Annotated in this window: 20 protein-coding genes and 1 rRNA gene; 14 read left to right on the top strand and 7 right to left on the bottom strand. The window is 36.8% G+C overall.

All coding sequences use genetic code 11. The features are described 5' to 3' along the window. Positions 1 to 86: 86 nt before the first annotated feature. A complete protein-coding gene (locus tag BLS02_RS17250; protein WP_092494272.1) occupies positions 87 to 215 on the bottom strand; it encodes a YfhE family protein in 129 nt (42 codons plus the stop codon). A 68-nt stretch (positions 216 to 283) separates the two neighbouring features. Next, entirely contained in the window at positions 284 to 1,174 is an 891-nt protein-coding gene (locus BLS02_RS17245; RefSeq protein ID WP_092494271.1) for a TIGR01777 family oxidoreductase, read from the bottom strand. A gap of 127 nt (positions 1,175 to 1,301) precedes the next feature. Between BLS02_RS17245 and recX the strand changes: the two genes are divergently transcribed. Then, a complete protein-coding gene (gene recX, locus BLS02_RS17240; RefSeq protein WP_092494270.1) occupies positions 1,302 to 2,114 on the top strand; it encodes a recombination regulator RecX in 813 nt (270 codons plus the stop codon). A 51-nt stretch (positions 2,115 to 2,165) separates the two neighbouring features. Here the strand turns inward: recX and BLS02_RS17235 are convergent, their stop codons facing one another. Beyond that, complete coding sequence (locus BLS02_RS17235; RefSeq protein WP_092494269.1) at positions 2,166 to 2,825, bottom strand: SDR family NAD(P)-dependent oxidoreductase; 660 nt, start codon at positions 2,823 to 2,825, stop codon at positions 2,166 to 2,168. A gap of 91 nt (positions 2,826 to 2,916) precedes the next feature. On the opposite strand from BLS02_RS17235, the gene BLS02_RS17230 reads away from it, so the two are divergent. Then, positions 2,917 to 3,249: a YfhH family protein gene (locus BLS02_RS17230; protein WP_092494268.1), complete on the top strand. Its 333-nt coding sequence runs from the start codon at positions 2,917 to 2,919 to the stop codon at positions 3,247 to 3,249. Between the two features lie 38 nt (positions 3,250 to 3,287). Here BLS02_RS17230 and BLS02_RS17225 read toward each other — a convergent pair whose 3' ends face one another. Beyond that, on the bottom strand, positions 3,288 to 4,274 hold the full coding sequence (locus tag BLS02_RS17225; protein WP_092494267.1) for a metal-dependent hydrolase: 987 nt from the start codon (positions 4,272 to 4,274) through the stop codon (positions 3,288 to 3,290). A gap of 108 nt (positions 4,275 to 4,382) precedes the next feature. On the opposite strand from BLS02_RS17225, the gene mutY reads away from it, so the two are divergent. From mutY to BLS02_RS17205, 4 genes are all read left to right on the top strand, one after another. Next, positions 4,383 to 5,459, top strand: coding sequence for an A/G-specific adenine glycosylase (mutY, locus tag BLS02_RS17220; protein ID WP_092494266.1), 1,077 nt, complete (start codon positions 4,383 to 4,385; stop codon positions 5,457 to 5,459). A gap of 373 nt (positions 5,460 to 5,832) precedes the next feature. Further along, positions 5,833 to 6,009 carry a gamma-type small acid-soluble spore protein gene (locus tag BLS02_RS17215; RefSeq protein ID WP_092494265.1) on the top strand — a complete coding sequence of 59 codons (177 nt, stop codon included), beginning with the start codon at positions 5,833 to 5,835 and terminating at the stop codon, positions 6,007 to 6,009. 268 nt (positions 6,010 to 6,277) lie between these two features. Further along, the gene (gene ntdP / locus BLS02_RS17210; RefSeq protein ID WP_092494264.1) at positions 6,278 to 6,805 is read left to right on the top strand and encodes a nucleoside tri-diphosphate phosphatase; all 528 of its coding nucleotides are present in this window, start codon (positions 6,278 to 6,280) and stop codon (positions 6,803 to 6,805) included. A 116-nt stretch (positions 6,806 to 6,921) separates the two neighbouring features. Next, entirely contained in the window at positions 6,922 to 8,688 is a 1,767-nt protein-coding gene (locus BLS02_RS17205; RefSeq protein WP_092494263.1) for an ABC transporter ATP-binding protein, read from the top strand. Positions 8,689 to 9,531: 843 nt separating this feature from the next. On the opposite strand, the gene BLS02_RS17200 is transcribed toward BLS02_RS17205, so the two are convergent. Then, the gene (locus BLS02_RS17200; RefSeq protein ID WP_092494262.1) at positions 9,532 to 10,827 is read right to left on the bottom strand and encodes a glutamate-1-semialdehyde 2,1-aminomutase; all 1,296 of its coding nucleotides are present in this window, start codon (positions 10,825 to 10,827) and stop codon (positions 9,532 to 9,534) included. Between the two features lie 179 nt (positions 10,828 to 11,006). Between BLS02_RS17200 and BLS02_RS17195 the strand changes: the two genes are divergently transcribed. From BLS02_RS17195 to perR, 6 genes are all read left to right on the top strand, one after another. Further along, a complete protein-coding gene (locus BLS02_RS17195) occupies positions 11,007 to 11,444 on the top strand; it encodes a potassium channel family protein (RefSeq protein ID WP_092494261.1) in 438 nt (145 codons plus the stop codon). A 51-nt stretch (positions 11,445 to 11,495) separates the two neighbouring features. Then, a complete protein-coding gene (bcp, locus tag BLS02_RS17190; protein WP_092494260.1) occupies positions 11,496 to 11,963 on the top strand; it encodes a thioredoxin-dependent thiol peroxidase in 468 nt (155 codons plus the stop codon). 177 nt (positions 11,964 to 12,140) lie between these two features. After that, complete coding sequence (locus BLS02_RS17185; protein WP_092494259.1) at positions 12,141 to 12,830, top strand: sugar transferase; 690 nt, start codon at positions 12,141 to 12,143, stop codon at positions 12,828 to 12,830. A 33-nt stretch (positions 12,831 to 12,863) separates the two neighbouring features. Beyond that, the gene (locus tag BLS02_RS17180; protein WP_245736159.1) at positions 12,864 to 13,811 is read left to right on the top strand and encodes a D-2-hydroxyacid dehydrogenase; all 948 of its coding nucleotides are present in this window, start codon (positions 12,864 to 12,866) and stop codon (positions 13,809 to 13,811) included. Between the two features lies 1 nt (position 13,812). Beyond that, positions 13,813 to 14,370 (top strand): cob(I)yrinic acid a,c-diamide adenosyltransferase, encoded by a 558-nt coding sequence (locus BLS02_RS17175; protein ID WP_092494258.1) that lies wholly within the window; start codon positions 13,813 to 13,815, stop codon positions 14,368 to 14,370. Positions 14,371 to 14,553: 183 nt separating this feature from the next. Beyond that, positions 14,554 to 15,003, top strand: coding sequence for a peroxide-responsive transcriptional repressor PerR (gene perR / locus BLS02_RS17170; RefSeq protein ID WP_092494257.1), 450 nt, complete (start codon positions 14,554 to 14,556; stop codon positions 15,001 to 15,003). A gap of 51 nt (positions 15,004 to 15,054) precedes the next feature. Here the strand turns inward: perR and pabB are convergent, their stop codons facing one another. Next, on the bottom strand, positions 15,055 to 16,776 hold the full coding sequence (gene pabB, locus BLS02_RS17165) for an aminodeoxychorismate synthase component I (RefSeq protein WP_092494256.1): 1,722 nt from the start codon (positions 16,774 to 16,776) through the stop codon (positions 15,055 to 15,057). Between the two features lie 145 nt (positions 16,777 to 16,921). Then, positions 16,922 to 17,314, bottom strand: coding sequence for a YgzB family protein (locus BLS02_RS17160; RefSeq protein ID WP_092494255.1), 393 nt, complete (start codon positions 17,312 to 17,314; stop codon positions 16,922 to 16,924). 218 nt (positions 17,315 to 17,532) lie between these two features. Between BLS02_RS17160 and BLS02_RS17155 the strand changes: the two genes are divergently transcribed. Beyond that, positions 17,533 to 18,402: a nucleotidyltransferase-like protein gene (locus tag BLS02_RS17155; RefSeq protein WP_092494254.1), complete on the top strand. Its 870-nt coding sequence runs from the start codon at positions 17,533 to 17,535 to the stop codon at positions 18,400 to 18,402. Positions 18,403 to 18,914: 512 nt separating this feature from the next. Then, a 16S ribosomal RNA gene (locus BLS02_RS17150) occupies positions 18,915 to 19,078 on the top strand; the annotation flags it as partial.

The raw sequence follows: 19,078 nt of genomic DNA, 5'->3' as shown, positions 1-19,078 counted from the left end.
AAAGTAAGATATTAAACCATTTAAACCAGCAGTTGGAATATGCGAGACTTATACGAAAAGAGCCAAATAAAAAAGAAACCAAAGAATTACCTTTGGTTTCCTCTTTGAGATAACTGACCATGTATCTTGTCAGCCTGCTTAAATTCCTTCTGATAAAGTACTTCCTGTGTTTTGGACAAAAACTTTTCACGCTGGTCTTTTGGCTTACTTTTCATAGGACAACCCCCTCGCTTACGCTTTGGTGTTAGGATTATCCACAACAAACAAATATATACATTTCAACCTATTCACGTTCTGTCTCCCGTAATGCCTCCTCAAGATATGGATATGAAAATTGATAATTATTATCTTTTGCTTGTTGTGGTAAAACGAATTGTCCCTTTGTAATCAGGTGGCTCATTTCCCCAATTACCGTCCGGATTATAGGGGATGGGGTAGAGACCCAATATGGGCGTTTTAGTACCTTTGCCAATACTTTAGTGAAATCATTATTACGCTTTGGATACGGGGAAGTGATATTAACAGCTCCACTTATATGCGCATTAAATAAGCAGAATTGAATAAGTTGGATAACATCTTCAATATGAACCCATGATACCCACTGCTCTCCATTACCTATTTTCCCCCCAGCAAACATTTTAATTGGAAGCTTCATGTAAGGGAGGGCACCTTCCTTACCCAAAATGACGCCAAATCGAGTGTAAACCGTTCGAATATCCAATTGTTCAGCCTGTTTTGCAGTTTTCTCCCAATCCACTACTACTTTAGCTAAAAAGTCATCACCTGGTTCTGTCGTACTTTCTGTAAAAATAGAATCCTCTGACGTTCCATAATAACCGATTGCTGATCCAGTAATAAATACGTCTGGTTTTTTGTCCATCTGTTTCATAATATCAATAACTTTTTGTGTGGTCTCTATTCGGCTGGTTATAATAGCATCCTTTTTCTTCTTAGACCAGTAACCAAATAAGGAATCTCCGGCAAGATTAATAACTCCATGAATTGTAGGGAGTTTTTCAACTTGATAATCATAACCTATAAAAGAAGTTTTTTCGCTGTTTGTATGTTTTTCTGGTGAGCGTGTGAGTATGTAAACGTGGTGATCTTTCTCGTTCAAAGCTTTTGTAAGGTGGCTGCCAACAAAACCGGTTCCACCTGTAATTAATATATTCATTTTATCACTCCAGTAATTAATCACTACTATATTAGTTTATTCTATTTTAGAGCTTTTAGTATATCGATTCTTACAGTAGTGTCCGGGCAAAAAATCATGTTATCATTAGGGAAAGGGGTGAGAAACATTGACAAAAATTACCCGGATCACTACACAAAAAAAACGTAAGAATCGGTTCAATATCTTTCTGGATGAGGGCCAAGGTGAAAAATACGGCTTCAGTGTAGATGAAGCGGTATTAATCGAGCATAAGCTTCGTAAAGACCTTGATTTAGACGATACAACGATCGCCACACTTATCCAAAAAGATACATTACATAAATCACATACCCTTGCAATAAACTTTTTAAGCTACCGAATGCGAACAAAAAAAGAAATTTATGATTATCTTGTTAAAAAAGAAGTTGATGAAGAGCATATTACGAAAATTATGGACAAGCTCCTCGATGAGGGGTTAATAGATGATAAGCAGTTCGCTGACTCATTTGTCAGAACAAGAATTCAAACAGCAAGCAAGGGACCGATGCTTGTAAAAAAAGAATTAATGGATAAAGGTGTTTCCAAATTAATTGCTAGTGAAGCGGTTGATTTGTTCACCTATGAGGAACAGCATGTGAAAGCAACAAAATGGGTTGAGAAAAAACTGAATACAAGTAAAAGCAACTCATTTAAGCAACAGGTTCAGCAACTGCAATCAACATTAATGCAAAAAGGGTTCACACAAGATGTTATCAAGGACGTGCTGGCGGACGTACAAGAAGAAAAAAATGACGATGCTGAATGGGATGCGATTGTGAAACAAGGTGAAAAGCTTCTTCGTAAACACCAGCAGAAGTTTGAAGGCTATGAATTACGCAATAAGATGAAAGAAGCTTTGTATAGAAAAGGGTTTACTTTCGATTTAATTGATACATTCCTAGAGGCCTCGCTTGATGAGTGAGGATAGGGGGTTCGCTCATTAACTCCCCCCTAATCCAAGTAAGTGAAGGAATTATTTATCAATAAATATTTCCTTCCTGCCATCATCTTCCCTGAAGATTTGCGCAGCAACTACTTCGGGTCCTTTTAAGCTTGTTGCATCGGCAACGTGTGTTGATTTATCCCAAAATGGTGTATTCATACCACCCATATAAACTGCTGTGATCGCAATGGAGTCATTTTCCCACTCTTTTTGTAGGCTCTCTGTGAACCCTTTAACAGCAAACTTACTCGCACAATAAATTGACTCATTTACTTTCCCTCGTAATCCTGCAGTTGAAATAATCGTTAATATCCGTCCTTTACTAGAACGAATTTGCGGAAGAGCAGATTGTACTGTCAAAATCGTGCCTTTAACATTAGTGTCTAATGTTGATTCGATATCATCAATTGAATAATCCTCTACCTGACCGAAAATACCAATTCCCGCATTATTGATAAAGACATTTAGTTCACCTATTTGTTGAAATGCTATACTTACTGACGCTGGTTCTTGAACATCACAGAGGATCACCTCTGCTTGGCCGCCGCCTTTCAGGATGTCATTTTGAACCATATGTAATTTTGTGTCGGTTCTTCCCAGTAAAAATACTTTATAATTATGGCTGGCATATTGTAAGGCAAGTGCACGTCCTAGACCACTACCTGCACCTGTAATTGCAACAGTTGGCATATAGTTTCCTCCTTAGAATAGTGAGTATCATTATTTCTATTTTCTTAAACTCTTGGTAAAATGTAAACTGATAGGAAAGGAGTATGCAAAAATGGATGTAAGATATAGTGATTACTCGCTTGAACAATTGCGAGAAGAGATTGGTAAGTTTAAGGAAAAAGCACAGAAGGCTGAACAGCTTGGTAATATAAGTGAAGTGGCAATCTATGAGCGCAAATTACAAGTTGCAATGGCTTATATGCTTAACCCGGAAGATTTTAAAGCTACAGACATACATCAATTGAATGGTGATCCTGGTCATAAATTTAAAATAAATTATATAAATGGTGTGTTTGCCTGGGGACATCGAGTTAATTTACTAAATGAAACGTATGAAAAGGAAGAAGCTATTCCAATTTCACTACTAGGCGATAAAGTGGAGTAAAAGTAAAACAACAGCGCGGGGGTATTCCGTGCTGTTGTTTAAATTGGATTATTTTCCACATCTAATTTATTCTGTAATTTTTGTTCGGAGAAGATCCATCCAGTATAGGAGGTCATTATTCTCATGTTATCGTCTATTTGTACGACGGCTACAAACGGGTAATGCTCATTGGAACGGTATCTCAAATCTATAAACCGAATTTCGGTAAAATCATCGTAATCATTAATTTCCCACCGATAAACAGGTGAAAATGATAAAAAGGCTGAGATATTTTTATCTTTTTTGGCTAAATTCATTAATTTGTTATTTGGTAATTGGACTTTTTCAAATTCTTCCAATATCTCAATGTGTCCGTGTATTACTGAACCTACATAAAATTTGTCTGTTGTTGTAATAGCAACACGCCATTCATTTTGCTTTATGGTAGGCGAAGTTGCGATTTGCTCGGTATCTGGAAAATAATCATGGATTTTCTGAACGATATCTTTTTTATCTATATAACGTTTAATATAATATAATAAAATTACCGCGTAGATGACTAACATAGTGAATCCAGGGTTTGCACCAAGCATCCAGGCAACAATTCCTCCAATATGAAGCAGGAAAATATATGGGTCAAACGTGTTGATAAACCCTTTTGCAACCCACTTATCTGTGAATGGCCGATATGCTTGTGTTCCATAGGCATTTGGAATATCAACGAGGACGTGGATGATGACAGCCAGAGCAGTCCAAGCCCATAGGTGTAAGAAATTAACACTTGGAAAGACTGCATGGATAAGACCAGCGATTACGACTCCCCACATTAACACAGCCGGGATAGAGTGAGTTGCCCCACGATGATGACGTATATAAACAGCGTTATTTTTAAGTTTTAAGACAGTATCAAAATCTGGCGCGTGTGAACCTACAATTGTACCGACAAGTATAGCATTGAACAATGTAGGATCACTTTGCACTGCTGGGTCTAACGTTGCTAGACCACCAAGTGCAACGCCCATAGCAATATGGGTACCAGTATCCATAAAACCAGGCCCTCCTAGACAAAATAATTCGACAAATTTCGGGTGGTGCCTGTCACTTGTCGAGAATTACTTTTCACTTAATAATTATAACATAAAGGATGTAAAGGTATGATTGATAAGACATTACAGAATTTCGACATTTTTAAATTTCAGGCTAATTTAATTAACTGGTATCATGCCAACAAACGTGACCTTCCATGGCGCAAAGATCAGGATCCATATAAAGTATGGGTCTCTGAAATAATGCTGCAGCAAACAAAAGTTGATACAGTTATCCCTTATTTTCAACGATTTATTACAAAGTATCCAACGTTACAAGATTTAGCAGATGCTGACCAACAAGATGTTTTAAAAACATGGGAAGGTCTTGGATATTATTCCCGAGCTCGTAACTTACAAAACGCTGTCAGAGAAGTTGTTTCTGCTTATGGAAGTAAAGTTCCTGCTAATCCAAAAGAATTGGGCGCTTTAAAAGGTGTTGGTCCATATACACAAGGGGCTATACTATCAATTGCTTTCAATCAGCCTGAGCCGGCGGTTGACGGGAACGTAATGCGTGTATTATCACGTGTTTTAAAAATAGAAGAGGATATTGCTCAGCCTAAAGTGAAAAAGCATTTTGAGCGTTATACAAAAAAAATGATTTCGGATGAAGATCCATCTGCATTTAATCAAGGGATAATGGAACTGGGTGCCTTAGTGTGTACACCAAAATCTCCTATGTGTATGTTGTGTCCCGTTCAAGAGCAATGCAGGGCATTTGAAGAAGGTGTTGAACAGGAATTACCAATAAAATCAAAAGCTAAAAAGCAGAAGACAATTCCGTATGTTGCATTATTAATTCGAAATGAAAAGAACCAATATGTTATTGAAAAACGTTCCGAAACAGGTCTTCTTGCTAATATGTGGCAATTTCCGATGGTGCCTATAGATGAAATTGGGATGGACCATATCGAAAATTGGGTTGAGATGGAATACGGTGTACAGGTTGACTTAGGAAATAAGTTAGGAAAATTAAAGCATGTATTTTCTCATCTTATATGGCAACTCGATATTATTGAAGCAACTACAGGAAGTGTACAGGTCACTGATAAAAGGGTTGAGTTGGTCGATAAAAATAGGTTAGCTGATTATCCCTTCCCGGTTTCGCACCAAAAAATGATGAAATATATGCGTGAAGAATGAGCTGCCATCTAATTGTGGCAGCTTCACTTATGGAACGATTATCCTCTTCTATGCATTTCATTATTTATTTCCTTTAATATCGACAATCCCTCTGCATTTACATATGGTAAAAGCTGTGAGAGAGCATGCTGAAAATAATCCAATTCATTATTATTCCACTGTCTTTTGCTTATCATTGATAATTCGGCGAAATCTCTTGGTGTATCGATTTGTAAAACCTCCGTTAACGAATACTTGTCCTACTTATTATATGTAGAAATACATCCTTTATTCGATATTGGTATTTAATTCCAATTGAAGTTAATTTTAACTACGGTTATTATGGATAACAATTTTTAAAATGGAGAAATTAATTATTGCGGAGGTGATACTGATGGCTAAGAAACAACAACCTAACAAATCAGCTGCTGGAACAAACGTTCAAAAAGTAAAACAGCAAAATCAAAAAGCGGCACAAGGGCAAGGTCAGTACGGTACTGAATTTGCATCTGAAACAAATGCTCAAGAAGTTAGAAAGCAGAACCAACAATCTAAGCAAAAGAAAAAATAACGTACCAATCCCCGATTTTTAGACACAAAAGAGCTTCCTGCCTCAGGAAGCTCTTTTTTCATTAAATACATTTTTCTGAAATAGTACAAATAAGGCGCTTGCCATTAAGAATACATTCCAAAGTAAAAGGGGTTCTTAGAAAGCAAAATATGCTTTCATAAGAATCGCTGTAACGAATGCCAAGTCTTATAAAAGACTTTGCTTTATCTATACTTTTCTTGGCCTTATAATATAAGGATAAAGAGATGTGATTAGAAGGAGAGATAGAATGTCTTGTCCAAAAGCAGGGTCAACAATGGAGATACAAAGCTATAAACATAACGGACAACTACATCGTGTATGGGAAAACAGTCTTGTTTTGAAAGGAACAGAATTAATTGTAATTGGCGCAAATGATAAAACAATGGTAAAAGAGAGTGATGGCAGAACTTGGATCACACGTGAACCAGCTATTACATATTTCCATTCAAAATATTGGTTTAACATTATAGGTATGCTGCGTAATGATGGGATACACTATTATTGTAATATTAGTTCTCCATTTGTATATGATGATGAGGCATTAAAGTATATTGATTATGATTTAGATATAAAAGTGTACCCTGATATGACATATGATTTGCTCGATGAAGATGAATATGAAGAGCATAAGCAGCAGATGAATTACCCCGCTGTTCTAGATCGCATTTTGCATAATAACATTGAATATTTACTGCACTGGGTTAGACAACGCAAAGGTCCTTTTTCACCTGACTTTATCGATCAGTGGTATGAACGGTATCTGACATATAGGTGATAAACCGATTAATTGAATTCGTATCAGTAAAGTCTTATAATGCAGGAAGTGTGTAAAAAAGCCTTTGTTACAACGCATTTCAATTAAAGTCTTAATCAAATAAGGAAGCGAAGTATATGAGTAGTACTAAAGAATATTTACAGTTTGTTAAACCATATAAATGGAAAATACTTTGGACGGTGCTCATAGGTATCGTTAAATTCGGTATTCCGTTGTTAATGCCATTAATTTTAAAATATGTTATTGATGATATTATTAATGCAGAAGATATGACAGATGCTGCGAAACTCAATGATCTTTTCTGGTTAATGGGTGGAGCTTTTGTAATATTTCTTGTTTTACGTCCCCCCATTGAATACATTCGACAATATTTGGCTCAATGGATAGGGAACACAATCCTTTATGACGTAAGGGATAAGCTGTTTGACCACATTCAAAAGCTAAGTCTTCGGTTCTATTCTAAGACAAAAACCGGGGAAATTATTTCCCGGGTAATACATGATGTCGAACAAACAAAAACCTTCGTGATAACTGGGTTAATGAATATTTGGCTAGATATGATTACTATTTTAATTGCAATTATAATTATGTTAACAATGAACGTATGGTTAACACTTGTATCGATTATGTTATTCCCATTATACGGGTTTTCCGTTAAGTACTTTTATGGAAAACTCAGGCGTCTAACACGGGATCGTTCGCAGTCGCTTGCAGAAGTCCAGGGCCATCTGCATGAGCGCGTACAAGGTATTCCAGTTACACGGAGTTTTGCCTTGGAAGAATATGAGCAAGATCAATTTGATTCACGGAATGATAATTTCTTACAAAAAGCATTGAATCATACAGACTGGAATGCGAAGACATTTGCGGTAATGAATACAATTACTGATCTTGCACCATTATTAGTAATTGCATTCGCCGGTTATCAGGTTATTAGCGGCAGTCTGACAATGGGAACAATGGTTGCGTTTGTTGGATATATGGAAAGAGTATATAGCCCACTACGCCGACTTGTTAGTTCCTCAACTGTTCTAACGCAGTCAATTGCATCTATTGACCGTGTTTTCGAGTTAATGAACGAAAAATATGATATTGTCGATAAGGAAAATGCGAAGCAACTTGGTCGTGTTGATGGAAAAATTGATATCGAAAATGTCTCATTCCAGTATGAAGAAGAGGAAGAGGAAGTATTACGCAATGTTTCTCTAAATGTTCAACAAGGTGAGACGATAGCGTTTGTAGGGATGAGTGGAGGAGGTAAATCAACCCTCATTAGCCTTATTCCACGGTTTTATGATGTAACAAAAGGATCGATAAAAGTTGATGGTAATGATATCAGAGATGTTAAGGCAAGGTCATTACGTGATAACATCGGAATGGTTTTACAAGATAATACATTGTTTAGTGAATCTATATCAATGAATATTCGGATGGGAAACCCTGATGCCACAGATGAAGAGGTTATTGCTGCAGCAAAGGCTGCGAACGCTCATGACTTTATTGAAGGATTAGTTCATGGATATGATACACTTGTTGGCGAACGAGGTGTTAAACTTTCTGGCGGGCAAAAACAACGCATTGCAATTGCACGTGTATTTTTAAAGAACCCGCCTATCCTAATTTTTGACGAAGCGACCTCCGCGCTTGATTTAGAAAGTGAACACACCATTCAGGAAGCCGTCGAAAAGCTGGCATCTGATCGTACGACATTTATTGTGGCACACAGATTAGCAACAATTACCCACGCTGACCGAATTGTCGTCATTGAAAACGGTGAAATTCAGGAGAGTGGGTCCCACGCTGAATTAATGAAGCGAAAAGGAAATTATTATAAATTGTATCAGGTTCAAAACCTGGATGATCATGAATCTATAGGCACGTAATTTCGGGGAAGCTCCTTCACATTTGATTGTGGAGGGGTTTTTTGGTAAATAGCCACTTTGGGTTCGCAGTTTCTACTGCATAAGTGCAATGAAGTCAATTCGCCCAAAGGCATGCACTCAAGAGTATAAGGGGTTCTAAGATAGCAAAATATACTTTCATAAGAACTTCTTAACGAATGCCTAATCTCTATTAAGTTAAGAAACTACCATGACTGCTGAATCCGCAGCCACCATCTATCATGAAAATGTTGTAAACGAATTAGAGATGTGTTTTTCATACAAATAATCGTTGAATAAATTGGAGATTTTGCGGACACCAGAGACCTTATTTGACACAAATATCATATATTAACCATGATAAATTTAAAATAAAGGCATCTGTGTCCGGATAAGTTCGAAAAGGTCACTTTTTTATAATAGTGAAAGAACCGCTTTTCTATTATCTATAACTACTATCGAACGCCAGCTGCAAAAAGTGGCATCTGAAAAAAATTTTCAATTGATGCCACTTTTTCTTTGTGAGTTTCGATTCTAGTAAAAAGAAGGCTTTATTTTAAAGTGTTAGTTAGGTAAAGGCTCTTTTAGTATAGTCTGATGCTATCTCTATTTATTGCGACACAGATTAAGTGTAACCAATTCGTAGTATGTAGTGTGGCTCTGAGACCACGCAGCTGGTTTTACTTCCGAGAAAGATGAAGCGTTGACCAAGGAAAGCGTAGTATATTTCCGGATAGGTATATATTTTGTCACAACTTATATCTACTGAGGCATTAAAATAACTTACCTTACCAAAAAGAGTAAATTAAAAATACACCCTCCAATGGAGAGTGTATTAGTATTGATTTACTTGTCAGCCATTACACGAAATGCATGTCCAACAGCTTCAATTGTTTTGTCGATATCTTCCTCAGTATGTTCTGTAGTTATGAACCATGCTTCGAATTTAGATGGTGCTAAATTAATACCCTGGTCAAGCATCAATTTAAAGAATTGAGCAAATGCCTCGCCGTCACTTGCTTCAGCTTGAGCATAATTTGTGATTACACCATCACCGAAATAGACGGTTAATGCACCACATAATCTGTTTACAGAGATGGGGATATTTACTTCAGAAGCCTTTTGCAATATTCCAGTTTCCAATCTAGCTCCTAATTGATCCAATTTTTCATACACACCAACTTCCTGCAATATTTCCAGGCAAGCGATTCCTGCTGCCATCGATGCAGGATTACCGGCCATTGTCCCGGCTTGGTATGCTGGTCCAAGCGGCGCCACTTGTTCCATTATATCCTGACGGCCACCATATGCACCGATTGGCAATCCACCGCCGATAATTTTCCCCATTGCAGTCATGTCAGGTTCAATTCCATAAACCTGCTGCGCGCTTCCATATGTGAAACGAAATGCTGTAATTACTTCATCGTAAATTACTAATGCACCTGCATCATGTGTCATGTCATTAACGGCCTGCAAGAAGCCGGCATGCGGTTCTACGATTCCAAAGTTACCAACAATCGGTTCGACTAATACTGCAGCAATTTGGTCACCCCAATGATCTATTGCTTCTTTGAATGCATCGAGATCATTAAATGGAACTGTAATGATATCCTCAGCTACAGCCTTGGGGATACCCGCTGAGTCAGGCGTTCCTAATGTAGCTGGTCCTGAACCAGCTTCGACCAATACAGAGTCAAAATGACCATGGTAGCAGCCTGAAAATTTGATAACTTTATTCCTGTTTGTATATGCACGGGCGACACGGACTGTAGTCATTACAGCTTCAGTACCTGAATTAACAAAACGCACTTTTTCTAATGATGGAATAGCGGATTTAAGCATTTTTGCAAATTTATTTTCAAGTCTCGTAGGCGTACCGTAAAGCACACCATTTGTTGCAGCATGTGTTATTGCTTCTGCAATATGTGGGTGGGCATGTCCCGTGATAATTGGACCATATGCCGCTAAATAGTCGATGTAGCTGTTATCGTCAACATCCCAGAAGTGTGCACCTTTAGCATGTTCCATATAAATCGGTGTGCCACCACCAACACCTTTATAGGCACGTGAAGGTGAGTTTACACCGCCGACAATATGTTCAAGTGCTTCCTCGTGTAGTTCTTTTGATTTTGTGAAATCCATTAAAATGCCTCCTAAATTACATTGCTTTCTTTAGCTTTGCTGTATTATGGATGGAAATCCACTTTCTATGGGAGAACCCCCTTTATGGAACTATTTATATCCTATCTTATTAATCTCGAAAAATAAATGACAAATGAACAGGTGGATAAGCATATGTATATCGTAGAGCGGGGGATCTTATGGGCTTATTTCTATGGATTATTATAATAGGTATATGTATTATACTGCTGGCTAGTCTTGTCGATTTTATACGTGGAGGAAGATTGCGAGTAAATATACAGATGCGTGAGAGCCGTTTTTCTGCTGAAATTTTTTACACGTTATTAGTGATTTATCTTATTGTTATTCTTGGTTTTGGTCTAATCTATTTTATTTTATCCATTAACAATATTTTATTAGTCGAGAATGGGGAGCTGAGGAAGGTAAGTGTAATTGGTTCTATCAGTCATTCGCTTTACTTTAGTGGGGTGACATTGCTAACAATTGGGTATGGTGATATTACACCAATTGGAGTAGGACGTTTCATAGCCTTAGTTCAGGCGATAATCGGTTATATCCTTCCAACTGCTTTCGTACTTCGTCTTGTACAGTCGAATCAAGAAAATAGAGACGAGTAGACTGATATGCTATAGTGAAGATAATCGTAAAATTTATGGAGGGATATAACAATGAGTGTAGAAATAGGCAAACAAGCGGCAGATTTCTCATTACCAAGTCAGGACGGAAAAGAAGTTAGCTTATCCGACTTTAAAGGAAAACATGTTGTGCTTTATTTTTACCCGAAAGATATGACGCCAGGATGCACAACAGAAGCATGCGATTTCCGTGATGCACAAGAGAGCTTTAGCGAACTTGATGCAGTTATTATAGGAGTTAGTCCTGATCCAGTTGAACGACACCAGAAATTTATTGATAAGCATGATCTTCCATTTTTATTATTGGCAGATGAAGATCATAAGGTAGCTGAAGACTATGATGTTTGGAAGCTGAAGAAAAACTTTGGAAAAGAATATTATGGTATCGAACGGTCTACGTTCATCATTGATAAAGAAGGCAATCTTCAGCAGGAATACCGTAAAGTAAAAGTTGAAGGTCATGTTGAAAAAGCGTTGGAGTTTATTCGTGAAAATAAATAATTATGCGGGGGCAGTTCATCTCAAATGGGCTGCCTTCTTTTTAGCAGTAAATACGTATAAATTCTTACTTACTGCATAAAGTCAGGTTTTCTAATATTACATTTTCGTATCTATAGTAATACAAGCCCATTTACCAGAATAAAATGTAGTGAATACAATAAAAGCGGGGTGTGTTGCATGGAAATTCGTCAAAATGTTCGATCTAAACCTGCGTCATATATAGATATCAATATGTTTTTTATAGTAAAGCGAGTTGTTGATATAATAGGAAGTTTCATACTGATACTTATATTGTGGCCATGGCTATTGATAATATGTTATCGGATATTAAAAAAAGATGGGGGGCCGATACTTTTTCGACAAGTTCGTATGGGAAAAGATAATCGCCCTTTTTTAATTAGAAAGTTCCGTACGCTCACAAATCCATCAAAGGTAATTCGATCATTACCACCGCATCCATTTCCGAAATCATGGAACAATGGGGTTCCGGATCAGTTTAATTTTAACCGCGATCCTTATCAAAATGTGACACACACTGGAAGATGGCTTAAAAAATATCGCCTTGATCGGCTTCCACTGCTATATAATGTGCTTAAAGGAGACATGAGTCTTGTAGGGCCAAGTCCGGAAATTGTAGAGATTGTCGAATACTATAATGAATATCAGGCACAACGGTTACAAGTGAAACCTGGGATTACCGGATTTGCTCAAGTAAATGGCAATACGAATCAAAATCATGATCAGAAAATTAGGGACGATCTTTTTTATATTAAGAATTGTTCGCTTAAATTTGATATGATTATTAAATACCGTACTATTAAACATATTTTCATCAATGGAAATTTTAAAAGAAAACGGTTACTATAGAAGTAGACAGAGACATAGGAGGTATTGGACTGGGTGATTTTATCTTCAGCAAAACTATCAGACAAACATAAAACAAAACTTAACGAAAAATATCCAGATGAAGTGTTCATTTTTTGTAAGAATATGGATGAGGCTAAAGAGCACTTAGACAAAGCAGAAATTTTACTAACATATGGTGAAGATCTTACAACGAATTTAATCAGCCAGGCAACACAATTGAAATGGATTATGGTAATTTCTGCTGGAATGGACGAAATGCCATTCAAAGCAATTCATGAAAAAGGTATTCTTGTTACAAACGCCAGAGGAATACATAAGCAACCAATGGCTGAGTACGCTATTTTTTCGCTGCTTCAAGTATATCGTCAGGGAAAACAGCTAATACAAAATGAAGCAGAAAATAAATGGGACAGATCAGTTCGAATGAATGAAATCACCGGGAAAACGTTGCTAATTGCTGGAACAGGTGCTATTGGACAAGAAGTAGCACGACTTGCGAAAGCGTTTCAAATGAAAACATACGGCATTTCCAGAAGTGGCAGTCCAGTAGAGTATTTTGATTATAATTTTACAAATGAATCAATGGAAGAAGTGTTGCAGGAAGCAGACTTTGTTGTGTCTGTTTTGCCCAGCACATCTGAGACGAAGGACTTTTTTACGTTTGAACACTTTCAAATGATGCCTAATCATGCAGTGTTCCTAAACATGGGACGTGGAGATGCGGTTCGTGGAGATGATATATTAAAAGCAATACAGGAAGAGGAAATAGCTCATGCAGTATTGGATGTTTTTGAAACGGAACCACTTCCAGAAAATCATCCTCTTTGGGAGGAAGATAATGTTACGGTAACCCCGCATCTATCAGGTATTTCACCACATTACCAGACTCGTGCATTGGATATTTTTGAAACAAATCTTCAAACATATCTGGAAAATCGCAATGATTATGTTAATAAAATTGATCTAACCAGGGGGTATTAATATGCGAATCTATACTAGATCAGGCGATAAGGGAACAACATCGTTAATTTATGGACAACGTGTGCCGAAGGATGATTTACGCGTCGAAGCCTACGGGACATGTGATGAGGCAAACTCGATGATTGGGTTGGCATTAAGTTTTCTTGATAAAGAAGATTGGTCGGAAAAGGACGCGTTTTTGGAAAAAATGCACCGCATTCAAACGATTTTATTTCATGTTGGGGCGGAGCTTGCAACGCCTAAGGATAAGGAAGTTACCTGGAAACTGAAAAAAGAGCATATTCAGGAGCTTGAGGATCAAATTGATGAATGGGATAAAACCCTTGAGCCCTTACGAAACTTTATTCTACCGTCGGGACATAGTGCATCAAGTGCATTACACACGGCAAGAACTGTGGCAAGAAGGGCGGAGCGTACAGCAGTTGGAATGGGCGATGAAGCTGTTAATCCACTTGTTGTATCGTACTTAAACCGATTATCTGACTTTTTATTTGTCGCCGCCAGGTATGTTAATCAAAGCTTGAAGGGTAAAGAAATACCATTATATGCAGACATCTAATTTATATAAAAGCGAGCGCTTTTCAAATATTGGAATCGTTCGTTTTTTCTTTTCAGGTTATAATAACTTTAAAGTTCCAATATACTTATATTGACAGAATACTGCACGAGCAGGTAAACTAATTATAAAGATTATAATATAAGAATATTATTAGTTTCGACCATACAATTGAAAGTGAGGTGCATGACGGTGTCTGAAAATAAATTAAATGAAGCCATTAATACGTTGAAAGACTCTGGCGTTCGGATTACACCACAACGTCATGCCGTTCTTGACTATCTTCTTAACTCGACTATTCACCCGACAGCTGATGATATTTATAAGGCTTTAGAAGGAAAGTTCCCAAACATGAGTGTTGCTACAGTCTACAATAACTTACGTGTATTGCGTGAGATTGGACTTGTTCGTGAACTTACTTATGGAGATTCCTCAAGCCGCTTTGACTGCAATACAACGGAACACTACCATATTATTTGTGACGCATGTGGCAGGATAGTTGATTTCCATTATCCAACTTTGGATGAAGTGGAATCGTTGGCTGAGCAGGTAACAGGTTTTGATGTTAGTCATCATCGAATGGAAATATATGGTAAATGTGAAGACTGCCAACAATTACAAACACAAAAGCATTAATTAAAAATAAAAAATCCAGATGCCTGATGAGGGCAACTGGGTTTATTTATATTATTCAAATCTGACCTCCACCCATTTTCGCACACTATTTATAAGCCAAACCTTCGAACATAAATGAATCTCTTCCAATAATATCTTTCGTTCCATTATAATGCCTTCTTCTAATAAGTATTTCCGATACGTTCCAGCTAATAATCCACAATCAACAGGTGGTGTATATAGCTTGTCATTCAATTCGATTACAACATTACCAATGGTGAATTCCGTTATTTCACGTTCCTCGTTCCATAGCAAAACATCAAATACACCAGTCTTGTCGAACTTTTCATATACTGTACGGTTAGTTGTTTTATGATACAAAAACTCATTCTGTTTGTTGATGGGATTAGGTGCCAATTTTACATATACAGGCTTATCAAGGACAGTAGCAACATTGCTTTCTATAGAGATTTCTCCATCTGCTGATACGAGTAAACGTACGCGATATTCATCTTTAGGAAGTGATTCTGCAAATTTAATCAATCTCTTCCTTACCTGTGCTAAATCAATCTGAAAGTTATAGTAGGCAGCTGAATTTTCTAATCGTTCTAAGTGGTAATCTAAAACGATATACTTTCCATCGATTAATCCTAGCGTTTCTAGAAGTTGAAAATCACATTTGTCCATCGTTAACAATTTTGTTTTTTGTAGAATTTCTTCATATTCACCTTGTTTTGTGGAGTCCCAAGTAATTCCGCCGCCTACGCCGTATTGAGCACTGCCATCGCGGTTATCAATTATGACTGTCCGAATTGGCACGTTAAAAATCGCTTCCTGGTTAGGGGTGATATAACCCATAGTTCCGCAATAAACCTCACGTGGTGAAGGTTCTAAAGTAGATATAATCTTCATTGTACTTACTTTTGGGGCGCCAGTTATAGATCCGCATGGGAATAATGCGTTAAATATATCGAGTATTTTTGTGCCATCCTTAATTTCTGCAGTTACTGTTGAGGTCATTTGATAAACAGTGGGATATTTCTCTATTGAATATAGTCTTGGTACCTTCACAGAACCCGGTTTCGCAATCATACCCAGATCATTGCGTAATAAGTCAACAATCATTACGTTTTCAGCCCGGTTCTTTTCTGATTGGTGAAGCCATTCAGCGTTTTTGAGATCTTCACTGTATGATTTTCCTCGCCCGATTGTACCCTTCATTGGCTTTGTTGTAATTTTTCCATTTCGTATTTTAAAAAATAACTCTGGAGAAGCGGATAAAATGGAGAAATCACCAATATCCATATACGCACTGTAATCTGAAGTTTGTGCACTGGCTAAGTGATTGTAAAAAGCGGTAGCATCCCCTTCAAATTCAGATTCCATACGAATTGTATAATTCACTTGATATGTCTCGCCTAATTTAATATGATTTTTTATTCTATCAATATTGGAATTATATTCTTCTATACCTACAGTTGGTTTCCATTCACTAACATTATAGGAAGCTTTTTTGCTTTCTATTTCATGAATTGCATCCTGAAAAATCCCGAACCATAGCAACGGCATTTTTGAATCTGAATTAACCTGATAGGCGTTATCAAAGGCTGGTGCAGCTTCATAAGATAAATATCCTGCTGCATAGAAACCAGAATCAATAGCTTCCTGGATTTTTTTCAGTGCTGGTTTTACTTCCTCAATGCATGTAGCATCGATAATTTCCAGTGGGTCCTTGAAAAGTATTGGGTTTTTCTTTCCATTATGATCAGTAAAATCAAACGTTAATCTGCACATAAGCTATCGCCCACTTTCTTTATCAAATTTCGCCAAAAGTTTAAGCCCGTATTCTGTACGGACTACTTCAGGATGTGCCTGTATTATTACAAATTTAGCAGAAAGTATTTCTTAACTGTTAAAAAAATCCGCCATAGTGACGGATTTATTCATTATTCTTCGTATTAGCTTTTGCTTCTTTTCGATATTTTCTTGTATTGTACTTTTCATCGAACTCTTTACCTTCCAAATCCTTATCAAGTGTTAACGGTTCTTTACAGTGCATACAAGCATCTACACGGCCAAGCATCTTTGTTGGATTTTCGCAGTTTGGACAAATGATTGGAACAGCCTTAGTTGATAACAAACCAATCCAGAAATAAACAACACAGCTGAAAATCACAAATAATACACCTATTATAAAGAATGTTACCATTAACCATTCAATTTTCTTCGTTAAGATTCCTCCGTACATGAATGCAAATCCGATGAATATCTGAATTAGAGCAAAAGATCGGATTTTATTAATTTTACTTGAATAGACTAATTGTTGCGCCATGTTTGTCCTCCTTATATGTTACATGGGTAGTATAGCATATTTTCATGTTTTTTTTGATTTTAAAAAAAGGATTTCACAAAATTATAACGAAATATATTATAGTAGTTTAGAAAACTTGGCTTATCACCAAGCTTTAATGGTGAAAGCCTTAGATGCACTTATGCAGTAAGAAAGTATTTATACTTCTTTAGCTGCCAAGTAAATGGAGGATTTGTGACATGGAAGATTTATTGAGACCGATATTTCAAGAACGAGCTGGGAATGCTAGTACATTAGGAATCGTTATAATAGAAAAAACAAAACCAAACAGTCCGATTACAGATAATTTTGATGTTATATTACTGATTATAGTTGACGAATCTGAAAGCGAGTGGCAGGAAAAGCATTACGAATTTGATGGTAAAATTGCAGCAATGCACACAGTGACAGAAAAGTTGTTAATGGAATGGATTGATACGAGTGGATATCGGAAGGCAGTTGAATGGATAATTGATGGAAAAGTTATCTTTGATCGGAATGAATACCTTTCGCAGTTAAAAGATCAACTGAGAAACTTTCCACATGAAAAAAGAGACTTACGCAAGGCGATGGAATTTGGTAAGTTAGTTAAAAGTTACAGTGAAGTTAAGGATCTCTATGCATCAGAACAATATAAAGATGCTTATAGCAGAATGGTACATTCACTACATTATTTAGCAAGACTAGCAGTAATTGAAAAGGGGTATCATCCAGAAGTAACATTGTGGAATCAAGTAAGACAAATAGATCCTGAAGTGTATAAATTATATGACGAATTAATACAAAGTGATGAAGCTATTTCTAAACGACTGCAACTCATGATAATCGCTTCTGACTTTGTTATTAGTACGAGAGCAGAAGTATCTGCAAAACATTTATTATGTATTATGGAAACTAAAGAGGATGGTTGGTCTCATGGTGAACTAAAACAGAACGGGAAAGTTTCACCGTATCAATTAGACTTAACTGCGATGCTTAGTTATTTAACCGAGAAAGGAATTCTTATTGCGGAAAGAATTCAAACAAAAGGTGCAGGAGTATATCAACGGGAGTATCGTATTAATGATTAGTGATGGAAATGATGAATCTAGTAATTCTCTAATTAAAAATTGGTATACAGGGCTATGGTTCAGTTTCTTAGAACTGTAGCTCTTCTATTGTTGATACTACGCACGATTCATTGCCTTAAGATAATTATTGACTTTAAATAATAGCCATGGTAAAGTTAATTCTGTCGCAAAAATTCATAACGAATTTCGCTGGCAAAACTCATTAAAATTTAACCTTGATTAAGAAAAGAAATCGTGGTAAATTAAATAACGTTGCTCATTTAAAAGTATTCGGCAACGCAAACATCTTTTAAAAATTAATCAATTATATTATTGACATTATCTTTGAAAGATGGTATATTTAAAAAGTCGCCATTTTGAGCGACGGAAATGAAATTTGCTCCTTGAAAACTGAACAAAACAACCAGTATGTCAAGAAAACAGGTTAAAAGTTAAACTTTTAAACCCTGATTTCAATTTTTAAAGCTAAGACAATAGATGATTGATTGGTGTCAATCATATTCAAACTAACTTTTATGGAGAGTTTGATCTTGGCTCAGGACGAACGCTGGCGGCGTGCCTAATACATGCAAGTCGAGCGCGGGAAGTAGACGGATCCCTTCGGGGTGAAGTTTGTGGAACGAGCGGCGGACGGGTGAGTAACACGTGGGCAACCTACCTGTAAGACTGGGATAAC

Source organism: Virgibacillus salinus (assembly GCF_900102415.1).
Classification (GTDB): domain Bacteria; phylum Bacillota; class Bacilli; order Bacillales; family Amphibacillaceae; genus Lentibacillus; species Lentibacillus subterraneus.
The sequence above is the reverse complement of the archived record's forward strand: the minus strand, read 5'-3'. Positions and strand labels throughout refer to the sequence as shown.

Coding starts and splice junctions, on each gene's coding strand:
- BLS02_RS17215 (WP_092494265.1), top strand. CDS start 5,833: ATGGCTAAGAAACAACAACCTAACAAATCAGCTGCTGGAACAAACGTT.
- BLS02_RS17250 (WP_092494272.1), bottom strand. CDS start 215: ATGAAAAGTAAGCCAAAAGACCAGCGTGAAAAGTTTTTGTCCAAAACA.
- mutY (WP_092494266.1), top strand. CDS start 4,383: ATGATTGATAAGACATTACAGAATTTCGACATTTTTAAATTTCAGGCT.
- BLS02_RS17185 (WP_092494259.1), top strand. CDS start 12,141: ATGGAAATTCGTCAAAATGTTCGATCTAAACCTGCGTCATATATAGAT.
- BLS02_RS17245 (WP_092494271.1), bottom strand. CDS start 1,174: ATGAATATATTAATTACAGGTGGAACCGGTTTTGTTGGCAGCCACCTT.
- ntdP (WP_092494264.1), top strand. CDS start 6,278: ATGTCTTGTCCAAAAGCAGGGTCAACAATGGAGATACAAAGCTATAAA.
- BLS02_RS17205 (WP_092494263.1), top strand. CDS start 6,922: ATGAGTAGTACTAAAGAATATTTACAGTTTGTTAAACCATATAAATGG.
- pabB (WP_092494256.1), bottom strand. CDS start 16,776: ATGTGCAGATTAACGTTTGATTTTACTGATCATAATGGAAAGAAAAAC.
- BLS02_RS17195 (WP_092494261.1), top strand. CDS start 11,007: ATGGGCTTATTTCTATGGATTATTATAATAGGTATATGTATTATACTG.
- BLS02_RS17225 (WP_092494267.1), bottom strand. CDS start 4,274: ATGGATACTGGTACCCATATTGCTATGGGCGTTGCACTTGGTGGTCTA.
- BLS02_RS17230 (WP_092494268.1), top strand. CDS start 2,917: ATGGATGTAAGATATAGTGATTACTCGCTTGAACAATTGCGAGAAGAG.
- BLS02_RS17200 (WP_092494262.1), bottom strand. CDS start 10,827: ATGGATTTCACAAAATCAAAAGAACTACACGAGGAAGCACTTGAACAT.
- BLS02_RS17155 (WP_092494254.1), top strand. CDS start 17,533: ATGGAAGATTTATTGAGACCGATATTTCAAGAACGAGCTGGGAATGCT.
- BLS02_RS17175 (WP_092494258.1), top strand. CDS start 13,813: ATGCGAATCTATACTAGATCAGGCGATAAGGGAACAACATCGTTAATT.
- bcp (WP_092494260.1), top strand. CDS start 11,496: ATGAGTGTAGAAATAGGCAAACAAGCGGCAGATTTCTCATTACCAAGT.
- perR (WP_092494257.1), top strand. CDS start 14,554: ATGACGGTGTCTGAAAATAAATTAAATGAAGCCATTAATACGTTGAAA.
- BLS02_RS17160 (WP_092494255.1), bottom strand. CDS start 17,314: ATGGCGCAACAATTAGTCTATTCAAGTAAAATTAATAAAATCCGATCT.
- BLS02_RS17235 (WP_092494269.1), bottom strand. CDS start 2,825: ATGCCAACTGTTGCAATTACAGGTGCAGGTAGTGGTCTAGGACGTGCA.